Below are 14,467 nucleotides of genomic sequence, written 5' to 3'. Positions count from 1 at the left end.
CTCAGTTCCCTCCGGTCGTCGTGGGCGCGGCGGCGGGGCCGGCCGTGGGAGCGGTGGCGGGCTTCGCGGGGGTGGTGACGAGGGTGACGCCCTGGGCGGCGTCGGCCCGGCCGCGGGCCCTGGCGCGGGCCCTGACCTGGGCGCGGAGGCGGTCGCGCAGGCGCAGGCGGCGCTGGTCGCGCAGGCTCGTGAAGGTCCAGACGGCGAGCGGGGCGAGGGCGATGGCGAGGGCGAGGGCCGCCCAGGTGCGCATGGCGGCGTGGGTGTGGCCGAAGTACACGGAGGCGATGAGCGAGGCGACGAGGACCGCGGCCCAGGAGAGGTGGATGCGGAAGGTGAGGAGGCGGTCGGGGCTGGTCTGGCCGCCCTTGGGGGTGACGACGAACCGGCCCCGGGTGCGCAGGACCGCCGAGGCGAGGGACTTGAGGTAGATCGGCGCGCAGAGCGCGGACATCGCCATGCCGGCGAGACCGCCGGAGCCCTCGGGTTCGTGGGGCGAGACGTTGTGGCGCCGGTTCCACAGGTAGAGGCAGATCTGGAGGGCGACGGCGTCGCTGTAGATCATCAGCCAGACCGAGGAGGAGACCTGGGTGCCGGAGGCGCCGAGCCACAGGAAGAGGACGCAGGAGAGGATGCCGAGGAACCAGTTGACGGCCGTCATCGGGTAGTAGACGAGCATCAGCGTGTAGTTGAGGAGACGGCCGGGAGGCATCCGGAGGGGAGCTTTCCAGTACTGCTTGAGCAGCGTCTCGTAGGTGCCGCGGGACCAGCGCAGCTGCTGGGTGAAGAAGTCGGTCCAGGAGGCCGGCCCCTCCCCCACGGCGAGGACGTCGGGGGTGTAGACGGAGCGCCAGTGGCGGCCGGTCCTCGGGTTGCGGCTGCGGTGCAGTTCGAAGCCGGTGGCCATGTCCTCGGTGACGGAGTCGTACAGGCCGCCGACCCGCATCAGCGCGGCGACGCGTACGACGTTGTTGGTGCCGACGAACATCGGGGCGCGGTAGCGGTTGCCGGCGCGCTGGATGAGGGCGTGGAAGAGGAACTGCTGGGACTCGGCGGCCTTGGTGACGGCGGAGCTGTAGTTGCCGTAGACCTGGGGTCCGACGACGAAGGCGACGTCGGGGTCGCGGAAGTAGCCGAGCATCCGCTCCAGGAAGTTCGGCAGCGGCACGTGGTCGGTGTCGACGGACGCGAAGAAGTCGTAGTCGCCGCCGTGCATGGCGAGCCAGGCGTTGTAGTTGCCGTGCTTGGTGCGGGCCTTGTGGACGCCCTTGGCGCGGTTCCACTCGGGGACGCCGGCGCGGGTGAAGTGGCGGACGCCGAGTTCCGCGCAGAGGGCCTTGGCGGTGGCGTTGTCGCCCTCGTCGAGCAGCCACACGTCGAGGGGGCCGTCGTGGCGCAGCCGTACGGCGCCTTCGAGGGTGGCCCGGACCATGGTGAGCGGTTCCTTGCCGGGCACGTAGGTGGTGAGGAAGGCGACCCGGGTGCCGGGCTCGGGGCGGACGGGTACGGGGTCGCGGGCGACGAGGGTGGCGTGGGCGATCGAGGTGACGTTGACCAGCATGAAGAAGCAGATGAGCCCGATCGACACGAGCATCACGGTGTCGAAGTGGATCAGCCACTGTTCGCCGCCTTCGCGGACGGTCCAGTGACTCGGCCAGACGAGGTAGACCAGGAGCAGGGCCGACAGGACGGGGGCGAGGCCCATGAGGAGGATCGCGCGTATTCGGTGCGGCTCCTTCGACAGCAGGCTCCGGTAGCGCACCGTGTAGGGGCCTGCCTCCGGGTCCGGTTCCGTGAGGGGACCGGCGAGTCGGCTGTAGGTGTCGTAGTCGTAGCCTCCCGGCCGCACGGTGCCTCCAGCTGTCGTCGAACAGGTCGATAGCCCCACAAAAGGGGACATTCAACGAAGTGGCGACCGGACGCGTCCGAGTGAGGGTTTTTACGAGGAATCGCTCTGACGGCGCAACGCGAAGCGCACCGCCCTGCGGGTGACCGGCCCGAGCTCGTCGAGCGCCGCGAGGAGCCCGCCCAGGTGTTCGAGCGCGTCCAGGGCGGCACCCGCGCCCGCCGGGTCCACCCCCTCGTACAGCTCCATCCCGACGAAGGAGGCGGCGACGGCGCGCGCGAGCCCGGCCGGGTCGACGAGCCCGTCGAGCGGGCCGCCGGCCAGCACCCGCCGCAGTACCCGCTCGACCTCCTCGATCCACAGGTCGAGCCCGGCGGCCGTGGCCGGGCCCAGCCGCGGATGGGTCTGCGCACCGGCGAGCAGCTGCCCGAGAACGGCCACGTGTCCGGCCGCCCGCTCCTCCTCGTGCATCACCCGCCCGAACGCGAGGAGTTCCGACAGGCTGGAGACCGCCCGCAGCCGCTCGCGGTGCCGGGCCACCCGCTGCTCGGCGCCGTACCGGCAGGCGGCCGACAGCAGCTCGTCGACCGACCCGAAGTGATAGAAGACCAGCGCCTGGTTGACACCCGCGGCGGCGGCCACGGAACGGGCCGAGGTCTTGGCGATGCCCTGCTCGACGAGGGTGCGCAGCGCGCCCTCAAGCAGCCTGGTCCGGGTGTCCTCGGCGCTCACGCCCGCACCTCCTCGCGGACGGGACGCAGCCCCTGCCGCACGCCGCGTTCGCGGACGGGGGCGTACGAGGCGGTGAAGGACCCCTCGTAGCCGAACAGCGGGCCCACGTACCGGTTGACGACCCGCACCCGGACGCGGAAACGGCCGGTGCGCTCGTCGAAGGACTCCCGCACCTCCGCCTCCCCGCCGATCAGTTCGGGCACGCGCAGGTCCAACGGGCCTTCACGGAAGCGGTGTTCGCCGGAGCGGATGAGCAGCGAGCCGTCCGGTTCGGCGGTCATCCGCAGTTCGCTGGCGAGGTGCTGGTGAGTGCCGAGGTAGTCGAGCACACAGCCGCGCGCGGGGCTGAGCACCATGGTGGCGTCGAAGCGGCGCGGGCCGCCGGGCAGCGCGAAGGTCCGCACGAAGGTGACGGTCTCCCGCCCGTACGAGTCGAGGTACGGGGTGTTCTCGATGACGAAGGGCACGTCGCGGCCCGTGCGCGGCAGCAGGATGTTGCGCGTGCCGCCGAGCGCGAGGAACGGCTTCAACAGGGGGCGGGTGAGCCCCTTGCCGTGCCAGATCCGGTCCATGACGCCCCGCCCGACGCACAGTTCGCCGCTCGCGAGCCCGACCGAGAAGCGCCGCCGCAGCTCCGGGTGCAGCCGCTCGAAGGCGGCGTCGCCCATGGCGGCACGGAAGATCGAGGTCATGGCCTCTCCAGGGTGGCGAGGAGCCGCGGCGCACGGCTCCGGTCGGGCGGGGTGCGCAGACAGCGGCGGGCGGCGGGCGTCCGCGGCGACGGCGGTACGAGGAGGGCGGCGGCGCAGCCGGCCGCGAGCGCCAGGGGGTGGCCGACGCAGAAGGCGACCAGGAGGGCGCGGGCGGCGAGTTCGAGGAGCCAGTGGGCACGGGCCCGCTCCGGGGTGAGGCCGTGCTCGCACCACAGCCGCAGCCGGTCGAAGGACCAGGCGGTCGCCCACCCCATCAGGGGGCGGAAGACCAGCCGGTCGGCGACCAGGCCGAAGCGGCCCCAGCGCGGCCGGTAGTCGTAGCCGGTGAGGAACCGGATCCCGCGCCCGGCCTCGTCCCCGTCCTCGACGTCCTCGCCGTCCTGCGGGAGATAGCGCCAGTAGCCGCTGCCCTCGGCGAGCGGCGACAGCGGATGCGGCGAGGCGAACCGCAGGGCGGACACCCGGTCGCCGCCGGCCCGGTGGCGCTCCCCCGCGGAGACACCGGTGCCGGCGACGGCCGGAAAGGGCGGCACGCGCACGGCGTACCGGAACCGCCGGGGCCCGTCCTCGGCACCCGGCTCCGCCGGCAGGTACGTGATCTCGGTGAACCGCAGATCCCACCGCTGGTGCTCGGCCGGATCCTGGGTCCGCTCCCAGAGCGTGTCCAGGTCGGTGCGGACGCGCGTCTCGACGTAGAGCCCCATGACCGTGCCCTTCCCCCCGTTTTGAGCGACCGCTCAAAACGGCGTCCGTGAGGACAGTATCCGGGTTTGAGCACATGCTCAAGATCGAACGCGGATTCGTGCGGGCGTGCCAGACTGCGCGGCATGACGAAGGATCACACCCGCCCGAAGCTGAGCGTCGGCGACCGCGACACGGCACTCGACGAGCGGCTGTCGAAGGGCCTCGACGAGATCAACTTCCCGGCGACGGGCACCACGGCCGCCGACCAGGGCGCGCTGACGGTGAAGGTCGTCGACGACGCGGGCGAGCTGGTCGGCGGTCTTTCCGCGTGGACCTGGGGCGGGCTGCTCGGCATCGAGATGCTCTGGGTGCGCGAGGACAGCCGGGGCGACGGCTGGGGCGGCGAGCTGCTGCTGGCCGCGGAGGAGGAGGCCCGCCGCCGTGGCTGCGACCGCGCCTGCGTGTCGTCGTTCACGTTCCAGGCGCCGGCGTTCTACCAGCGCCACGGCTACGTCGAGACGGGCCGGACCCTGGGCATCCCCGGCGGGGCCGAGGACGTCCACATGTACAAGGAGCTGGCCTGACGGGCCGGAGCGGCCCGACGGGCCTGGGCCGCGTGGGCCGCCTGAGCGGCCTGCGCCGCCTGGGCGGCCTGGGCGGCCGGGCCTGGGCGGAGTGAACGTTCCTCCGGCCCGGTCGGGCCGGAGGAGAAAGGCGTCAGGCGCCCAGGTGCCGTTCCACCGTCTCGACCTTGGAGGTCAGACCGTCGGTGACGCCGGGGCGGATGTCGGCCTTGAGGACGAGGGAGACCCGCGGCGCCCGCGCCTCCACGGCGGCGACCGCGCGCTTGACGACGTCCATGACCTCGTCCCACTCGCCCTCGACGGACGTGAACATCGCGTCCGTGCGGTTCGGCAGCCCCGACTCGCGCACGACCCGGACCGCGTCGGCGACGTACTCGCCGACCTCCTCGCCCACGCCGAGCGGGGTCACCGAGAACGCGACGATCATGCGTTCACCGTGCCCTCGCGGCGGGCGCGGGAGGCGATCACCGCGGCCTCGGCCTCGGCCTTCAGCTTGCGCTCCGCGAAGAAGCCGCCGAAGGGCAGGACGGACAGGACGAAGTAGAGGGCCGCCGTCTTGAAGGACCACTTGGTGCGGTTCCAGGCGTCCAGCCAGAAGAGCACGTAGAGGATGAAGAGGATGCCGTGGATCGCGCCCATCACCGGCACCGCGTTGAAGTCCGTGGTCCGCTTCAGCACCGAGCAGACGAGCAGCAGCAGGAACGACACGGCTTCCGGCGCGGAGACGAGCCGGAGCCGGTGCAGGGAGGAGGCGGTCTTGATGTCCACGACAGGGGTCACCTTCGTTCGATCTTGTGAACGGATGCACAAGGGCCGTCCCATTGTGCACGGCCCCTTTGCTGTCTCTTTATCCGGGGGGCAAGTACCGTCCCTTCGTGGCAACGTTCCGACTCCAGGGCAGCAAAGTGCTCGCCGTGACCATGACCGGCGACGCCGTCAAGGCGAAAAACGGCTCCATGGTCGCCTACGACGGCCAGATGGCCTTCAAGAAGATGTCCGGCGGCGGTGAGGGCCTGCGCGGCATGGTGACGCGCCGGCTCACCGGGGAGCAGATGGAGGTGATGGAGGTCCGCGGGCAGGGCACCTGCTGGTTCGCCGACCGCGCCTCCGAGATCAACCTCGTCCAGCTGCACGGCGACAAGCTCTACGTCGAGGCGAGCAATCTGCTCTGCACCGACGCGGGCCTGCGCACCGGCACCACCTTCACGGGCCTGCGCGGCGGCGCCACCGGGAACGGTCTGTTCACCACGACCGTCGAGGGCACCGGCCAGGCCGCGATCATGTCCGACGGCCCGGCGGTCGTGCTCCGGGTGACCCCGCAGTACCCGCTCTCCGTCGACCCCGGCGCGTACATCGCCCACCAGGGCAACCTCCAGCAGCACTTCCAGTCCGGTGTGACCTTCCGCACGTTCATGGGCGAGGGCGGCGGCGAGGCGTTCCAGATCCGCTTCGAAGGTGACGGACTCGTCTACGTCCAGCCGAGCGAGCGGAACACGATCGGGGGTGACGTGTGAGCGTCGCACGCGCGGCCGCCGGGCCGCAGACGACGACGATGCCCGCACCTCCGCGCCGCGCGGGCGGAGAAGCGAACGAGGAGTGCTGATGCCGTTCCGTGAGATCAACTCCAAGATGGTCGAGGCCACGGTCGTCCCGGGGCAGCGCGTGTTCAGCCAGCGTGGCGCCATGCTCGCCTACCGCGGCGACGTCACTTTCACGCCGAACATCACCGGCGGCCAGGGCGGCCTGATGTCGATGATCGGCCGTCGGGTCGCCGGCGAGGCGACGCCGCTGATGACGGTCGAGGGCAACGGCACCGTGATGTTCGGGCACGGCGGGCACCACATCCAGGTGATCGCCCTGACCGGCGACACCCTCTACGTGGAGGCCGACCGCCTCCTCGCCTTCGACGGCACCCTGGAGCAGGGCACCATGTTCATGGGCTCGCAGGGCGGCGTGATGGGCATGGTGCGCGGCCAGGTGACCGGCCAGGGCCTCTTCACGACCACGCTCAAGGGCCATGGCGCCGTGGCCGTGATGGCGCACGGCGGGGTCATCGAGCTGCCGATCACCCCCGGCCGTCCGGTCCACGTGGATCCCCAGGCGTACGTCGCCCACCACGGCGACGTGCGCAACAAGCTCTCCACCGCGCTCGGCTGGCGCGACATGGTGGGCCGCGGCTCGGGCGAGGCGTTCCAGCTGGAGCTGAGCGGCAGCGGTGTGGTGTACGTCCAGGCCTCGGAGGAGAAGCTGTGAGCGCCCCGGTGATTCATGACCCGATGACGCTGCCGAGCGACGACAACGTCAATCCGTACACCTTCTGCGTGGAGCTCAAGGGCGGCCCGTGGTTCCTGCAGAAGGGCAAGATGATCGCCTACTACGGGCGGATCGAGTTCAACGGCATCGGCCACGGCCGGCTGGACCGGCTGGTGCGCACCTCCTTCCACTCGCCGCTGCACGCGAGCGACTGGGTGGTGGCGGAGGGCAGCGGCAAGATGCTGCTCGCCGACCGGGCCTTCGACGTGAACTCGTTCGATCTGGACGAGGGCAACCTGACGATCCGTTCCGGCAATCTGCTGGCCTATCAGCCGTCGCTGGCGCTGAAGCAGTCGATCGTGCCGGGCTTCGTGACGCTGATCGGCACGGGCAAGTTCGTCGCCGCGTCCAACGGCCCGGTGGTCTTCATGGAGCCCCCGTTGCGGGTGGACCCGCAGGCGCTGGTCGGCTGGGCCGACTGTCCTTCCCCCTGCCACCACTACGACCACGGCTATCTGACGGGCGTGATGGGCGGCGTACGGGCGCTGACGGGCATCGGGGGCACCTCGGGCGAGGAGCACCAGTTCGAGTTCGTGGGGGCGGGCACGGTGCTGCTCCAGTCGACGGAGCTGCTGATGCCGGACCGGGCCATCGGGGAGCCGGGGGGCGGGCCGGGCGTTCCGGGTGGTCACGGCGGGCCGGGAGCGCATGGTTCCGGCCAGGGTGGGCCGGGTTCCGTACCGCGTCTTCCCGGTCAGCTCGGGGACCTGCAGCGGCGCTTCGGGCTGTGAGCGGTAGTCTGCGGAGAGTGACGCGTCGAACACACTCCCAGTATTCGTCAAGTATTCAACTTCTTAGGTAGAATCCATATATGGAGACCGAGACGGCCACCCCCTGGCTCACCGATGCCGAGCAGTGCGCCTGGCGCACCTATCTGGACGTCAACAGGATGCTGATGTACCAGCTGGAGAAGGACCTCCAGCCCTTCGGCCTGACGATCAACGACTACGAGATCCTGGTGAACCTCTCGGAGTCCGCGGAGCGGCGTCTGCGGATGAGCGACCTGGCGTCGGCCACCCTCCAGTCCAAGAGCCGGCTCTCCCACCAGATCACCAGGATGGAGAACGCCGGCCTGGTCCGGCGCGAGAACTGCGAGTCCGACCGGCGCGGGCTGTACGCGGTGCTGACCGACCAGGGCATGGAGACCATGCACAAGGTCGCCCCGCACCACGTCGAGTCGGTCCGCAAGCACTTCATCGACCAGCTCAGCCCGGAGGCCCTCGGCGACCTCCACGAGTCGCTGAAGCCCATCTCCGAGCAGCTGCGGGGGCGCCGCGGCAAGCCGTGACCCGAACGACCTGACACATTCGACGCGGACAGCGAGAAGGGCCTCCCCCGTCCCCGGGGGAGGCCCTTCTCGGGTTCGTACCGCTCAGTTGCCCGTCAGGCTCGCCACCAGTTCGTCGGACGCCGCGTACGGGTCCAGCTCGCCCGACGTGATGCGCTCCGCGAGGGCGTCGAGGCGGCGGTCGCCGCGCAGGTCGCCGATGCGCTCGCGCAGGGCCGTGATCGTGATCGTCTCCACCTCGCGGGCCGCGCGGGAGCGGCGGCGCTCGGCGAGGACGCCGTGCTCCTCCATCCACGCGCGGTGCTTCTCCAGGGCCTCCACGACCTCGTCCACGCCCTCGCCGCGCGCCGCGACCGTCTTCACGATCGGCGGCCGCCAGTCGCCCGGGGCGCGGGCCTCGCCGAGGCCCAGCATGTGGTTGAGCTCCCGGGCGGTGGCGTCGGCCCCGTCCCGGTCGGCCTTGTTGACCACGTACACGTCGCCGATCTCCAGGATGCCCGCCTTCGCGGCCTGGATGCCGTCGCCCATGCCGGGCGCGAGCAGCACCACCGAGGTGTCGGCCTGGGAGGCGATCTCCACCTCGGACTGGCCCACGCCGACGGTCTCCACCAGGATCACCTCGCAGCCGGCCGCGTCCAGGACGCGGATGGCCTGCGGGGCGGCCCAGGCGAGGCCGCCGAGGTGGCCGCGGGTCGCCATGGAGCGGATGTAGACGCCCGGGTCGGAGGCGTGCTCCGACATCCGCACCCGGTCGCCGAGGAGCGCGCCGCCGCTGAACGGCGAGGACGGGTCGACGGCGAGCACGCCGACCCGCTTGCCGGCCCTGCGGTACGCGGAGACCAGCGCCGAGGTCGACGTGGACTTGCCCACGCCGGGCGAGCCGGTCAGGCCCACGACGTAGGCGCCGCCCGTGAGCGGGGCGAGCGCCGCCATCACCTCGCGCAGCTGCGGGGACGCCCCCTCCACGAGTGAGATCAACCGGGCCACGGCACGGGGCCGGCCCTCCCGTGCCTGGGCGACCAGAGCGGGGACGTCCACCATCAGTCGAGCTCCTTGCGCTGTACGTGGGTGACTTACTTGCCCGGGACCTTGAGGATCAGCGCGTCGCCCTGGCCGCCGCCACCGCACAGGGCCGCCGCGCCCACGCCGCCGCCGCGGCGCTTGAGCTCCAGGGCGAGGTGCAGCACCACGCGGGCGCCGGACATGCCGATGGGGTGGCCGAGCGCGATGGCGCCGCCGTTGACGTTCACCTTTTCGGGGGTGACGCCGAGGTCCTTCATTGACTGGTGGGCGACCGCGGCGAAGGCCTCGTTGATCTCGATCAGGTCGAGGTCCTCGACCTGGAGGCCCTCCTTCTTCAGGGCGTGGCGGATCGCGTTGGACGGCTGCGACTGGAGGGAGTTGTCGGGGCCGGCCACGTTGCCGTGGGCGCCGATCTCGGCGATCCACTCCAGGCCGAGCTCCTGGGCCTTGGCCTTGCTCATCACGACCACGGCGGCGGCGCCGTCGGAGATCTGCGAGGAGGTGCCGGCGGTGATCGTGCCGTCCTTGGCGAAGGCGGGGCGGAGCTTGGCGAGGGACTCGGCGGTGGTCTCGGCGCGGATGCCCTCGTCCTGGGAGAAGACCACCGGCTCGCCCTTGCGCTGCGGGATCTCGACCGGGGTGATCTCGGCCTCGAAGATGCCGTTCTTCTGGGCGGCGGCGGCGCGCTGGTGCGACAGGGCGGCGATCTCGTCCTGCACCTCGCGCGGGATGCCCAGGCGGGTGTTGTGCTTCTCGGTGGACTCGCCCATGGCGATGCCCTCGAAGGAGTCGGTGAGGCCGTCGTACGCCATGGCGTCGAGCATCTCGATGGCGCCGTACTTGTAGCCCTCGCGGGACTTCGGGAGCAGGTGCGGGGCGTTGGTCATGGACTCCTGGCCGCCGGCGACGACCACGTCGAACTCGCCCGCGCGGATCAGCTGGTCGGCGAGCGCGATGGCGTCGAGGCCGGAGAGGCAGACCTTGTTGACGGTGAGGGCGGGGACGCTCATCGGGATGCCGGCCTTGACGGCGGCCTGGCGGGCGGGGATCTGCCCGGCCCCCGCCTGGAGCACCTGGCCCATGATCACGTACTGCACCTGGTCGCCGCCGATGCCGGCGCGGTCCAGGGCGGCCTTGATGGCGAAACCGCCGAGGTCGGCGCCGGAGAAGGACTTGAGCGAGCCCAGCAGGCGACCCATGGGCGTGCGGGCGCCCGCGACGATCACTGAGGTGGTACCGGTCGTTCCAGACATGAGGCACGGCCCCTTGGGATGAGGAGTGAACGAGGGTTTACCGCCAATGTACTGAGCGGTGCCTCACCGGGTCACCGGCCTGCCGGTGTGATCGCGCGCACGTTGCGTAACCACCCGGTGGGCGCTGCACTGGAGGCATGCTGACGCGAATCGACCACATCGGGATCGCCTGCCGGAACCTCGACGAGACCGTCGAGTTCTACCGGGCCACGTACGGCTTCGAGGTCTTCCACGAGGAGGTCAACGAGGAGCAGGGCGTCCGGGAGGCCATGCTCAAGATCAACGAGACCTCCGACGGCGGCGCCTCCTACCTCCAGCTCCTGGAGCCCACCCGCGAGGACTCGGCGGTGGGCAAGTGGCTGGCGAAGAACGGCGAGGGGGTGCACCACATCGCCTTCGGGACCGCGGACGTCGACGGTGACGCCGAGGCCATCCGCGGCAAGGGCGTCCGGGTGCTCTACGACGAGCCGCGGATCGGCTCCATGGGCTCGCGCATCACCTTCCTCCACCCCAAGGACTGCCACGGCGTCCTGACGGAACTGGTCACCTCGGCGAAGCCGTCGGCTGACCACTCCTCAGCGGAGCACTGACCTCCGGATTCCCGGCCCGGTAGAGTGGGCCACTCCGGGCCGGGGCCGGTCGGAGCCGTGCGCGCACGGCGCCGAAGTCGGGATGTCGGGGTCGTCCGATCTGCCACGATTCCCCGGGGGGCCGTTCTGTCCGGTGAACGGTGCTCGTTGGAGTTGCGAGCAGGGTTGGGGTCTCCCCTGCTCGGAGAGCTCGGGGAAGGATGGACCGCGCAGTGCGGGGCTACGAACGCCAGGAGAGCCACCGAGCTGAAGACGACCATCTTTCGCGGTTCGAAGCCGAGATGGACCGGCTGAAGAAGGAGCGAGAGAAGGCCGTCCAGCACGCCGAGGACCTCGGGTACCAGGTCGAGGTGTTGCGCGCCAAGCTCCACGAGGCGCGGCGCACCATCGCGACCCGTCCCGCCTACGACAGCGCGGACATCGGCTACCAGGCCGAGCAGATGCTGCGCAACGCGCAGATGCAGGCCGAGCAGCTGCGCCAGGACGCCGAGCGGGAGCTGCGGGAGGCCCGTGCCCAGACGCAGCGGATCCTCCAGGAGCACGCCGAGCAGCAGGCCCGTCTCCAGGCGGAGCTGCACAACGAGGCCGTCCAGCGCCGTCAGCAGCTCGACCAGGAGCTGAACGAGCGCCGTCAGACCGTCGAGTCGCACGTCAACGAGAACGTGGCGTGGGCCGAGCAGCTGCGGGCCCGCACCGAGTCCCAGGCCCGCCGGCTGCTGGAGGAGTCCCGCGCCGAGGCCGAGCAGTCGCTCGCCGCCGCCCGCGCCGAGGCCGCCCGGATCGCCGACGAGACCCGCCGCCGGGTGGGTTCCGAGGCGGAGGCGGCCCGTGCCGAGGCCGAAGCGATTCTGCTGCGGGCCCGCAAGGACGCCGAGCGGCTTCTGAACGCCGCCTCCAGCCAGGCGCAGGAGGCCACCAGCCACGCCGAGCAGCTGCGTACCTCCACCACCGCCGAGACGGAGCAGGCCCGCCGCCAGGCCGCCGAGCTGTCCCGCGCCGCCGAGCTGCGGGTCCAGGAGGCCGAGGAGCGGCTGCGCGAGGCCCGCGCGGAGGCCGAGCGCACCCTCGCCGAGGCCAAGGAGACGGCGGCCAGGCAGCTCGCCACCGCCGAGTCCGTCAACGAGCAGCGCACCCGTACCGCCAAGACGGAGATCGCCCGGCTCGTCGGCGAGGCCACCAAGGAGGCCGAGGCCCTCAAGGAGCAGGCCGAGGAGAAGCTGCGCGAGGCGACCGCCGAGGCCGAGAAGATGGTCGCCGAGGCGGCCGAGAGGGCCCGTACGGTCGCCGCGGAGGACTCCGCCGCCGCCCTCGCCAAGGCCGCGCGCACCGCCGAGGAGGTCCTGAACAAGGCCTCCCAGGACGCCCAGGAGACCACCCGCAAGGCCGCCGAGGAGGCGGAGCGGATCCGCCGCGAGGCCGAGGCGGAGGCCGACCGGCTGCGTTCGCGGGCCGAGGAGCAGGCCGACGAGCTGCTCGGTTCGGCGAAGGACGACACCAAGGAGTACCGCGCCAAGACGGTCGAGCTGCAGGAGGAGGCGCGCCGGCTGCGCGGCGAGGCCGAGCAGCTGCGTGCCGAGGCCGTCGCCGAGGGCGAGCGGATCCGGGGCGAGGCCCGGCGCGAGGCCGTCCAGCAGATCGAGGAGGCGGCGAAGACCGCCGAGGAGCTGCTCACCAAGGCCCGCAAGGACGCCGACGAGCTGCGTACGAGCGCGGGCGCCGAGAGCGAGCGGGTGCGCGGCGAGGCCATGGAGCGGGCGCAGACGCTGCGCGCCCAGGCCGAGGAGACCCTGGAGCGGACCCGCGCCGAGGCGGAGCGGATGCGCGCCGAGGCCGAGGAGCAGGCCGAGTCGGTCAAGGAGGCCGCCGAGGCCGCCGCGGCCCGGCTGCGCGAGGAGGCCGAGCGGGCCGCCGCGGCCCGGCAGGCGGAGGCCGCCGAGGAGCTGGCCCGGCTGCACGCCGAGGCCGAGACGAAGCTGTCGACGGCCGGTCAGGAGCTTCAGGACGCGCGCGCCGAGGGCGAGCGGATCCGCCGGGAGGCCGCCGAGGAGACCGAGCGGCTGCGCACGGAGGCCGCCGAGCGGATCCGTACGCTCCAGGAGCGGGCCGAGCAGGAGGCCGAGCGGCTGCGTACCGAGGCGGCGACGGACGCGTCCACCGCCCGCTCCGAGGCGGAGGCCGCGGCCACCGCGCTGCGCGAGGAGGCCGAGGCCGAGGCCGAGCGGCTGCGCTCAGAGGCGCAGGAGACCGCCGACCGGGTACGGGCCGAGGCCGCGGCCGCCGCCGAGCGGGTGGCCGCCGAGGCCGCGGAGGCGCTGGCCGCCGCGCAGGAGGAGGCCAACCGGCGCCGCCGGGAGGCCGAGGAGACGCTGGACTCGGCCCGTTCCGAGGCCGGCCGGGAGCGTGAGCTCGCCCGCGAACAGAGCGAGGAGCTGCTGGCCTCCGCCCGCAAGCGGGTCGAGGAGGCGCAGGCCGAGGCGCACCGTCTGGTCGAGGAGGCGGACGCCCGCGCCACGGAGATGGTGTCGGCGGCCGAGCAGACCGCGCAGGAGGTCCGGGACTCGGTCGCGGGCCTGCGGGAGGCGGCCGAGGAGGAGATCGCCGGGCTGCGCAGCGCGGCCGAGCACGCGGCCGAGCGCACCCGCACCGAGGCGCAGGAGGAGGCGGACCGGGTCCGCGCCGACGCGTACGAGGAGCGGGAGCGGGCCACCGATGACGCGAACCGGATCCGCGAGCGGGCCCAGGAGGAGTCGGAGGCGGCGAAGGCGCTGGCCGAGCGGACCGTCACGGACGCGCTGGCCGAGGCGGAGAAGCTGCGCTCGGACACCGCCGAGTACGCGCAGCGGGTACGGACCGAGGCGACGGACGCCCTGGCGTCGGCCGAGCAGGACGCGGCCCGCACCCGTGCGGACGCCCGCGAGGACGCCAACCGGATCCGTTCGGAGGCGGCCGCGCAGGCGGAGACGGTGGTCGGCGAGGCCCGCGCGGAGGCGGAGCGGATCGGCGAGGAGGCGGCGCGCACCCTCGACGAGGCCCGGGAGGCCGCGGACAAGCGCCGCGCCGACGCCGCCCAGCAGGCCGACACCCTCATCGGCGAGGCCACGGCCGAAGCCGAACGGATCACCGCCGAAGCCGAACGGCTCCTCACCGAGGCCGAGCAGGTCAAGGCCGACGGCGAAGCCGAGGCCGAAGCCCTGCGCGCCGCCGCCCGCGCCGACGGCGAACAGGTCCTCGACGAGGCCCGCAAGGCCGCCGACAAGCGCCGCGCCGACGCCGCCCAGCAGGCCGACACCCTCATCGGCGAGGCCACGGCCGAAGCCGAACGGATCACCGCCGAAGCCGAACGCCTCCTCACCGAGGCCGAGCAGGTCAAGGCCGACGGCGAAGCCGAGGCCGAAGCCCTGCGCGCCGCCGCCCGCGCCGACGGCGAACAGGTCCTCGACG

The 14,467-nt window shown here is 72.4% G+C and carries 15 protein-coding genes; 7 read left to right on the top strand and 8 right to left on the bottom strand.

Features of this window, described 5'->3' with window-relative positions; all coding sequences use genetic code 11:
• Position 1: 1 nt before the first annotated feature.
• From ABTZ91_RS07860 to ABTZ91_RS07845, 4 genes are all read right to left on the bottom strand, one after another.
• Positions 2–1,849, bottom strand: coding sequence for a glycosyltransferase family 2 protein (locus tag ABTZ91_RS07860; protein ID WP_407077916.1), 1,848 nt, complete (start codon positions 1,847–1,849; stop codon positions 2–4).
• Between the two features lie 90 nt (positions 1,850–1,939).
• On the bottom strand, positions 1,940–2,578 hold the full coding sequence (locus ABTZ91_RS07855; RefSeq protein WP_352076240.1) for a TetR/AcrR family transcriptional regulator: 639 nt from the start codon (positions 2,576–2,578) through the stop codon (positions 1,940–1,942).
• Positions 2,575–3,270 (bottom strand): DUF4166 domain-containing protein, encoded by a 696-nt coding sequence (locus tag ABTZ91_RS07850; protein ID WP_352076239.1) that lies wholly within the window; start codon positions 3,268–3,270, stop codon positions 2,575–2,577. Before ABTZ91_RS07850 ends, ABTZ91_RS07855 begins: the two co-directional genes overlap by 4 nt.
• Positions 3,267–3,995 carry a hypothetical protein gene (locus tag ABTZ91_RS07845; RefSeq protein ID WP_352076238.1) on the bottom strand — a complete coding sequence of 243 codons (729 nt, stop codon included), beginning with the start codon at positions 3,993–3,995 and terminating at the stop codon, positions 3,267–3,269. Before ABTZ91_RS07845 ends, ABTZ91_RS07850 begins: the two co-directional genes overlap by 4 nt.
• Before the next feature lie 123 nt (positions 3,996–4,118).
• On the opposite strand from ABTZ91_RS07845, the gene ABTZ91_RS07840 reads away from it, so the two are divergent.
• Positions 4,119–4,559 carry a GNAT family N-acetyltransferase gene (locus tag ABTZ91_RS07840; protein ID WP_352076237.1) on the top strand — a complete coding sequence of 147 codons (441 nt, stop codon included), beginning with the start codon at positions 4,119–4,121 and terminating at the stop codon, positions 4,557–4,559.
• Between the two features lie 133 nt (positions 4,560–4,692).
• On the opposite strand, the gene ABTZ91_RS07835 is transcribed toward ABTZ91_RS07840, so the two are convergent.
• Together ABTZ91_RS07835 and ABTZ91_RS07830 are read right to left on the bottom strand one after the other, a co-directional pair.
• Complete coding sequence (locus ABTZ91_RS07835) at positions 4,693–4,986, bottom strand: MTH1187 family thiamine-binding protein (protein WP_352076236.1); 294 nt, start codon at positions 4,984–4,986, stop codon at positions 4,693–4,695.
• Positions 4,983–5,327: a DUF3817 domain-containing protein gene (locus ABTZ91_RS07830; protein ID WP_352076235.1), complete on the bottom strand. Its 345-nt coding sequence runs from the start codon at positions 5,325–5,327 to the stop codon at positions 4,983–4,985. The genes ABTZ91_RS07835 and ABTZ91_RS07830 overlap by 4 nt, the downstream gene beginning before the upstream one ends.
• Positions 5,328–5,434: 107 nt before the next feature.
• Here ABTZ91_RS07830 and ABTZ91_RS07825 point away from each other — a divergent pair, with 107 nt between their 5' ends.
• The 4 genes from ABTZ91_RS07825 (at position 5,435) to ABTZ91_RS07810 (ending at position 8,160) form a co-directional block, all read left to right on the top strand.
• Entirely contained in the window at positions 5,435–6,073 is a 639-nt protein-coding gene (locus ABTZ91_RS07825; RefSeq protein ID WP_352076234.1) for an AIM24 family protein, read from the top strand.
• An 88-nt stretch (positions 6,074–6,161) separates the two neighbouring features.
• On the top strand, positions 6,162–6,812 hold the full coding sequence (locus tag ABTZ91_RS07820) for an AIM24 family protein (RefSeq protein WP_352076233.1): 651 nt from the start codon (positions 6,162–6,164) through the stop codon (positions 6,810–6,812).
• The gene (locus ABTZ91_RS07815; RefSeq protein ID WP_352076232.1) at positions 6,809–7,603 is read left to right on the top strand and encodes an AIM24 family protein; all 795 of its coding nucleotides are present in this window, start codon (positions 6,809–6,811) and stop codon (positions 7,601–7,603) included. The genes ABTZ91_RS07820 and ABTZ91_RS07815 overlap by 4 nt, the downstream gene beginning before the upstream one ends.
• Before the next feature lie 80 nt (positions 7,604–7,683).
• Positions 7,684–8,160, top strand: coding sequence for a MarR family winged helix-turn-helix transcriptional regulator (locus ABTZ91_RS07810; protein WP_215073814.1), 477 nt, complete (start codon positions 7,684–7,686; stop codon positions 8,158–8,160).
• An 84-nt stretch (positions 8,161–8,244) separates the two neighbouring features.
• On the opposite strand, the gene meaB is transcribed toward ABTZ91_RS07810, so the two are convergent.
• Together meaB and ABTZ91_RS07800 are read right to left on the bottom strand one after the other, a co-directional pair.
• Positions 8,245–9,201 carry a methylmalonyl Co-A mutase-associated GTPase MeaB gene (meaB, locus tag ABTZ91_RS07805; RefSeq protein ID WP_352076231.1) on the bottom strand — a complete coding sequence of 319 codons (957 nt, stop codon included), beginning with the start codon at positions 9,199–9,201 and terminating at the stop codon, positions 8,245–8,247.
• Positions 9,202–9,233: 32 nt separating this feature from the next.
• Complete coding sequence (locus tag ABTZ91_RS07800) at positions 9,234–10,436, bottom strand: acetyl-CoA C-acetyltransferase (protein WP_352076230.1); 1,203 nt, start codon at positions 10,434–10,436, stop codon at positions 9,234–9,236.
• 137 nt (positions 10,437–10,573) lie between these two features.
• On the opposite strand from ABTZ91_RS07800, the gene mce reads away from it, so the two are divergent.
• Both mce and scy read left to right on the top strand, forming a co-directional pair.
• Positions 10,574–11,026, top strand: a complete 453-nt coding sequence (mce, locus tag ABTZ91_RS07795) for a methylmalonyl-CoA epimerase (RefSeq protein WP_352076229.1) — start codon at positions 10,574–10,576, stop codon at positions 11,024–11,026.
• A 212-nt stretch (positions 11,027–11,238) separates the two neighbouring features.
• Positions 11,239–14,467 (top strand): polarized growth protein Scy (gene scy, locus ABTZ91_RS07790; RefSeq protein ID WP_352076397.1); only part of this gene is annotated, 3,229 nt, incomplete at its 3' end.

It is taken from the genome of Streptomyces sp. NPDC126499 (assembly GCF_040302485.1).
Classification (GTDB): Bacteria; Actinomycetota; Actinomycetes; order Streptomycetales; family Streptomycetaceae; genus Streptomyces.
The sequence above is the reverse complement of the archived record's forward strand: the minus strand, read 5'-3'. Positions and strand labels throughout refer to the sequence as shown.

What these genes read in the sequence shown, in the direction of transcription:
- ABTZ91_RS07845 (WP_352076238.1), bottom strand. Translation starts at nt 3,995, where the DNA reads ATGGGGCTCTACGTCGAGACGCGCGTCCGCACCGACCTGGACACGCTC.
- ABTZ91_RS07820 (WP_352076233.1), top strand. Translation starts at nt 6,162, where the DNA reads ATGCCGTTCCGTGAGATCAACTCCAAGATGGTCGAGGCCACGGTCGTC.
- ABTZ91_RS07850 (WP_352076239.1), bottom strand. Translation starts at nt 3,270, where the DNA reads ATGACCTCGATCTTCCGTGCCGCCATGGGCGACGCCGCCTTCGAGCGG.
- mce (WP_352076229.1), top strand. Translation starts at nt 10,574, where the DNA reads ATGCTGACGCGAATCGACCACATCGGGATCGCCTGCCGGAACCTCGAC.
- meaB (WP_352076231.1), bottom strand. Translation starts at nt 9,201, where the DNA reads ATGGTGGACGTCCCCGCTCTGGTCGCCCAGGCACGGGAGGGCCGGCCC.
- ABTZ91_RS07800 (WP_352076230.1), bottom strand. Translation starts at nt 10,436, where the DNA reads ATGTCTGGAACGACCGGTACCACCTCAGTGATCGTCGCGGGCGCCCGC.
- ABTZ91_RS07810 (WP_215073814.1), top strand. Translation starts at nt 7,684, where the DNA reads ATGGAGACCGAGACGGCCACCCCCTGGCTCACCGATGCCGAGCAGTGC.
- ABTZ91_RS07840 (WP_352076237.1), top strand. Translation starts at nt 4,119, where the DNA reads ATGACGAAGGATCACACCCGCCCGAAGCTGAGCGTCGGCGACCGCGAC.
- ABTZ91_RS07835 (WP_352076236.1), bottom strand. Translation starts at nt 4,986, where the DNA reads ATGATCGTCGCGTTCTCGGTGACCCCGCTCGGCGTGGGCGAGGAGGTC.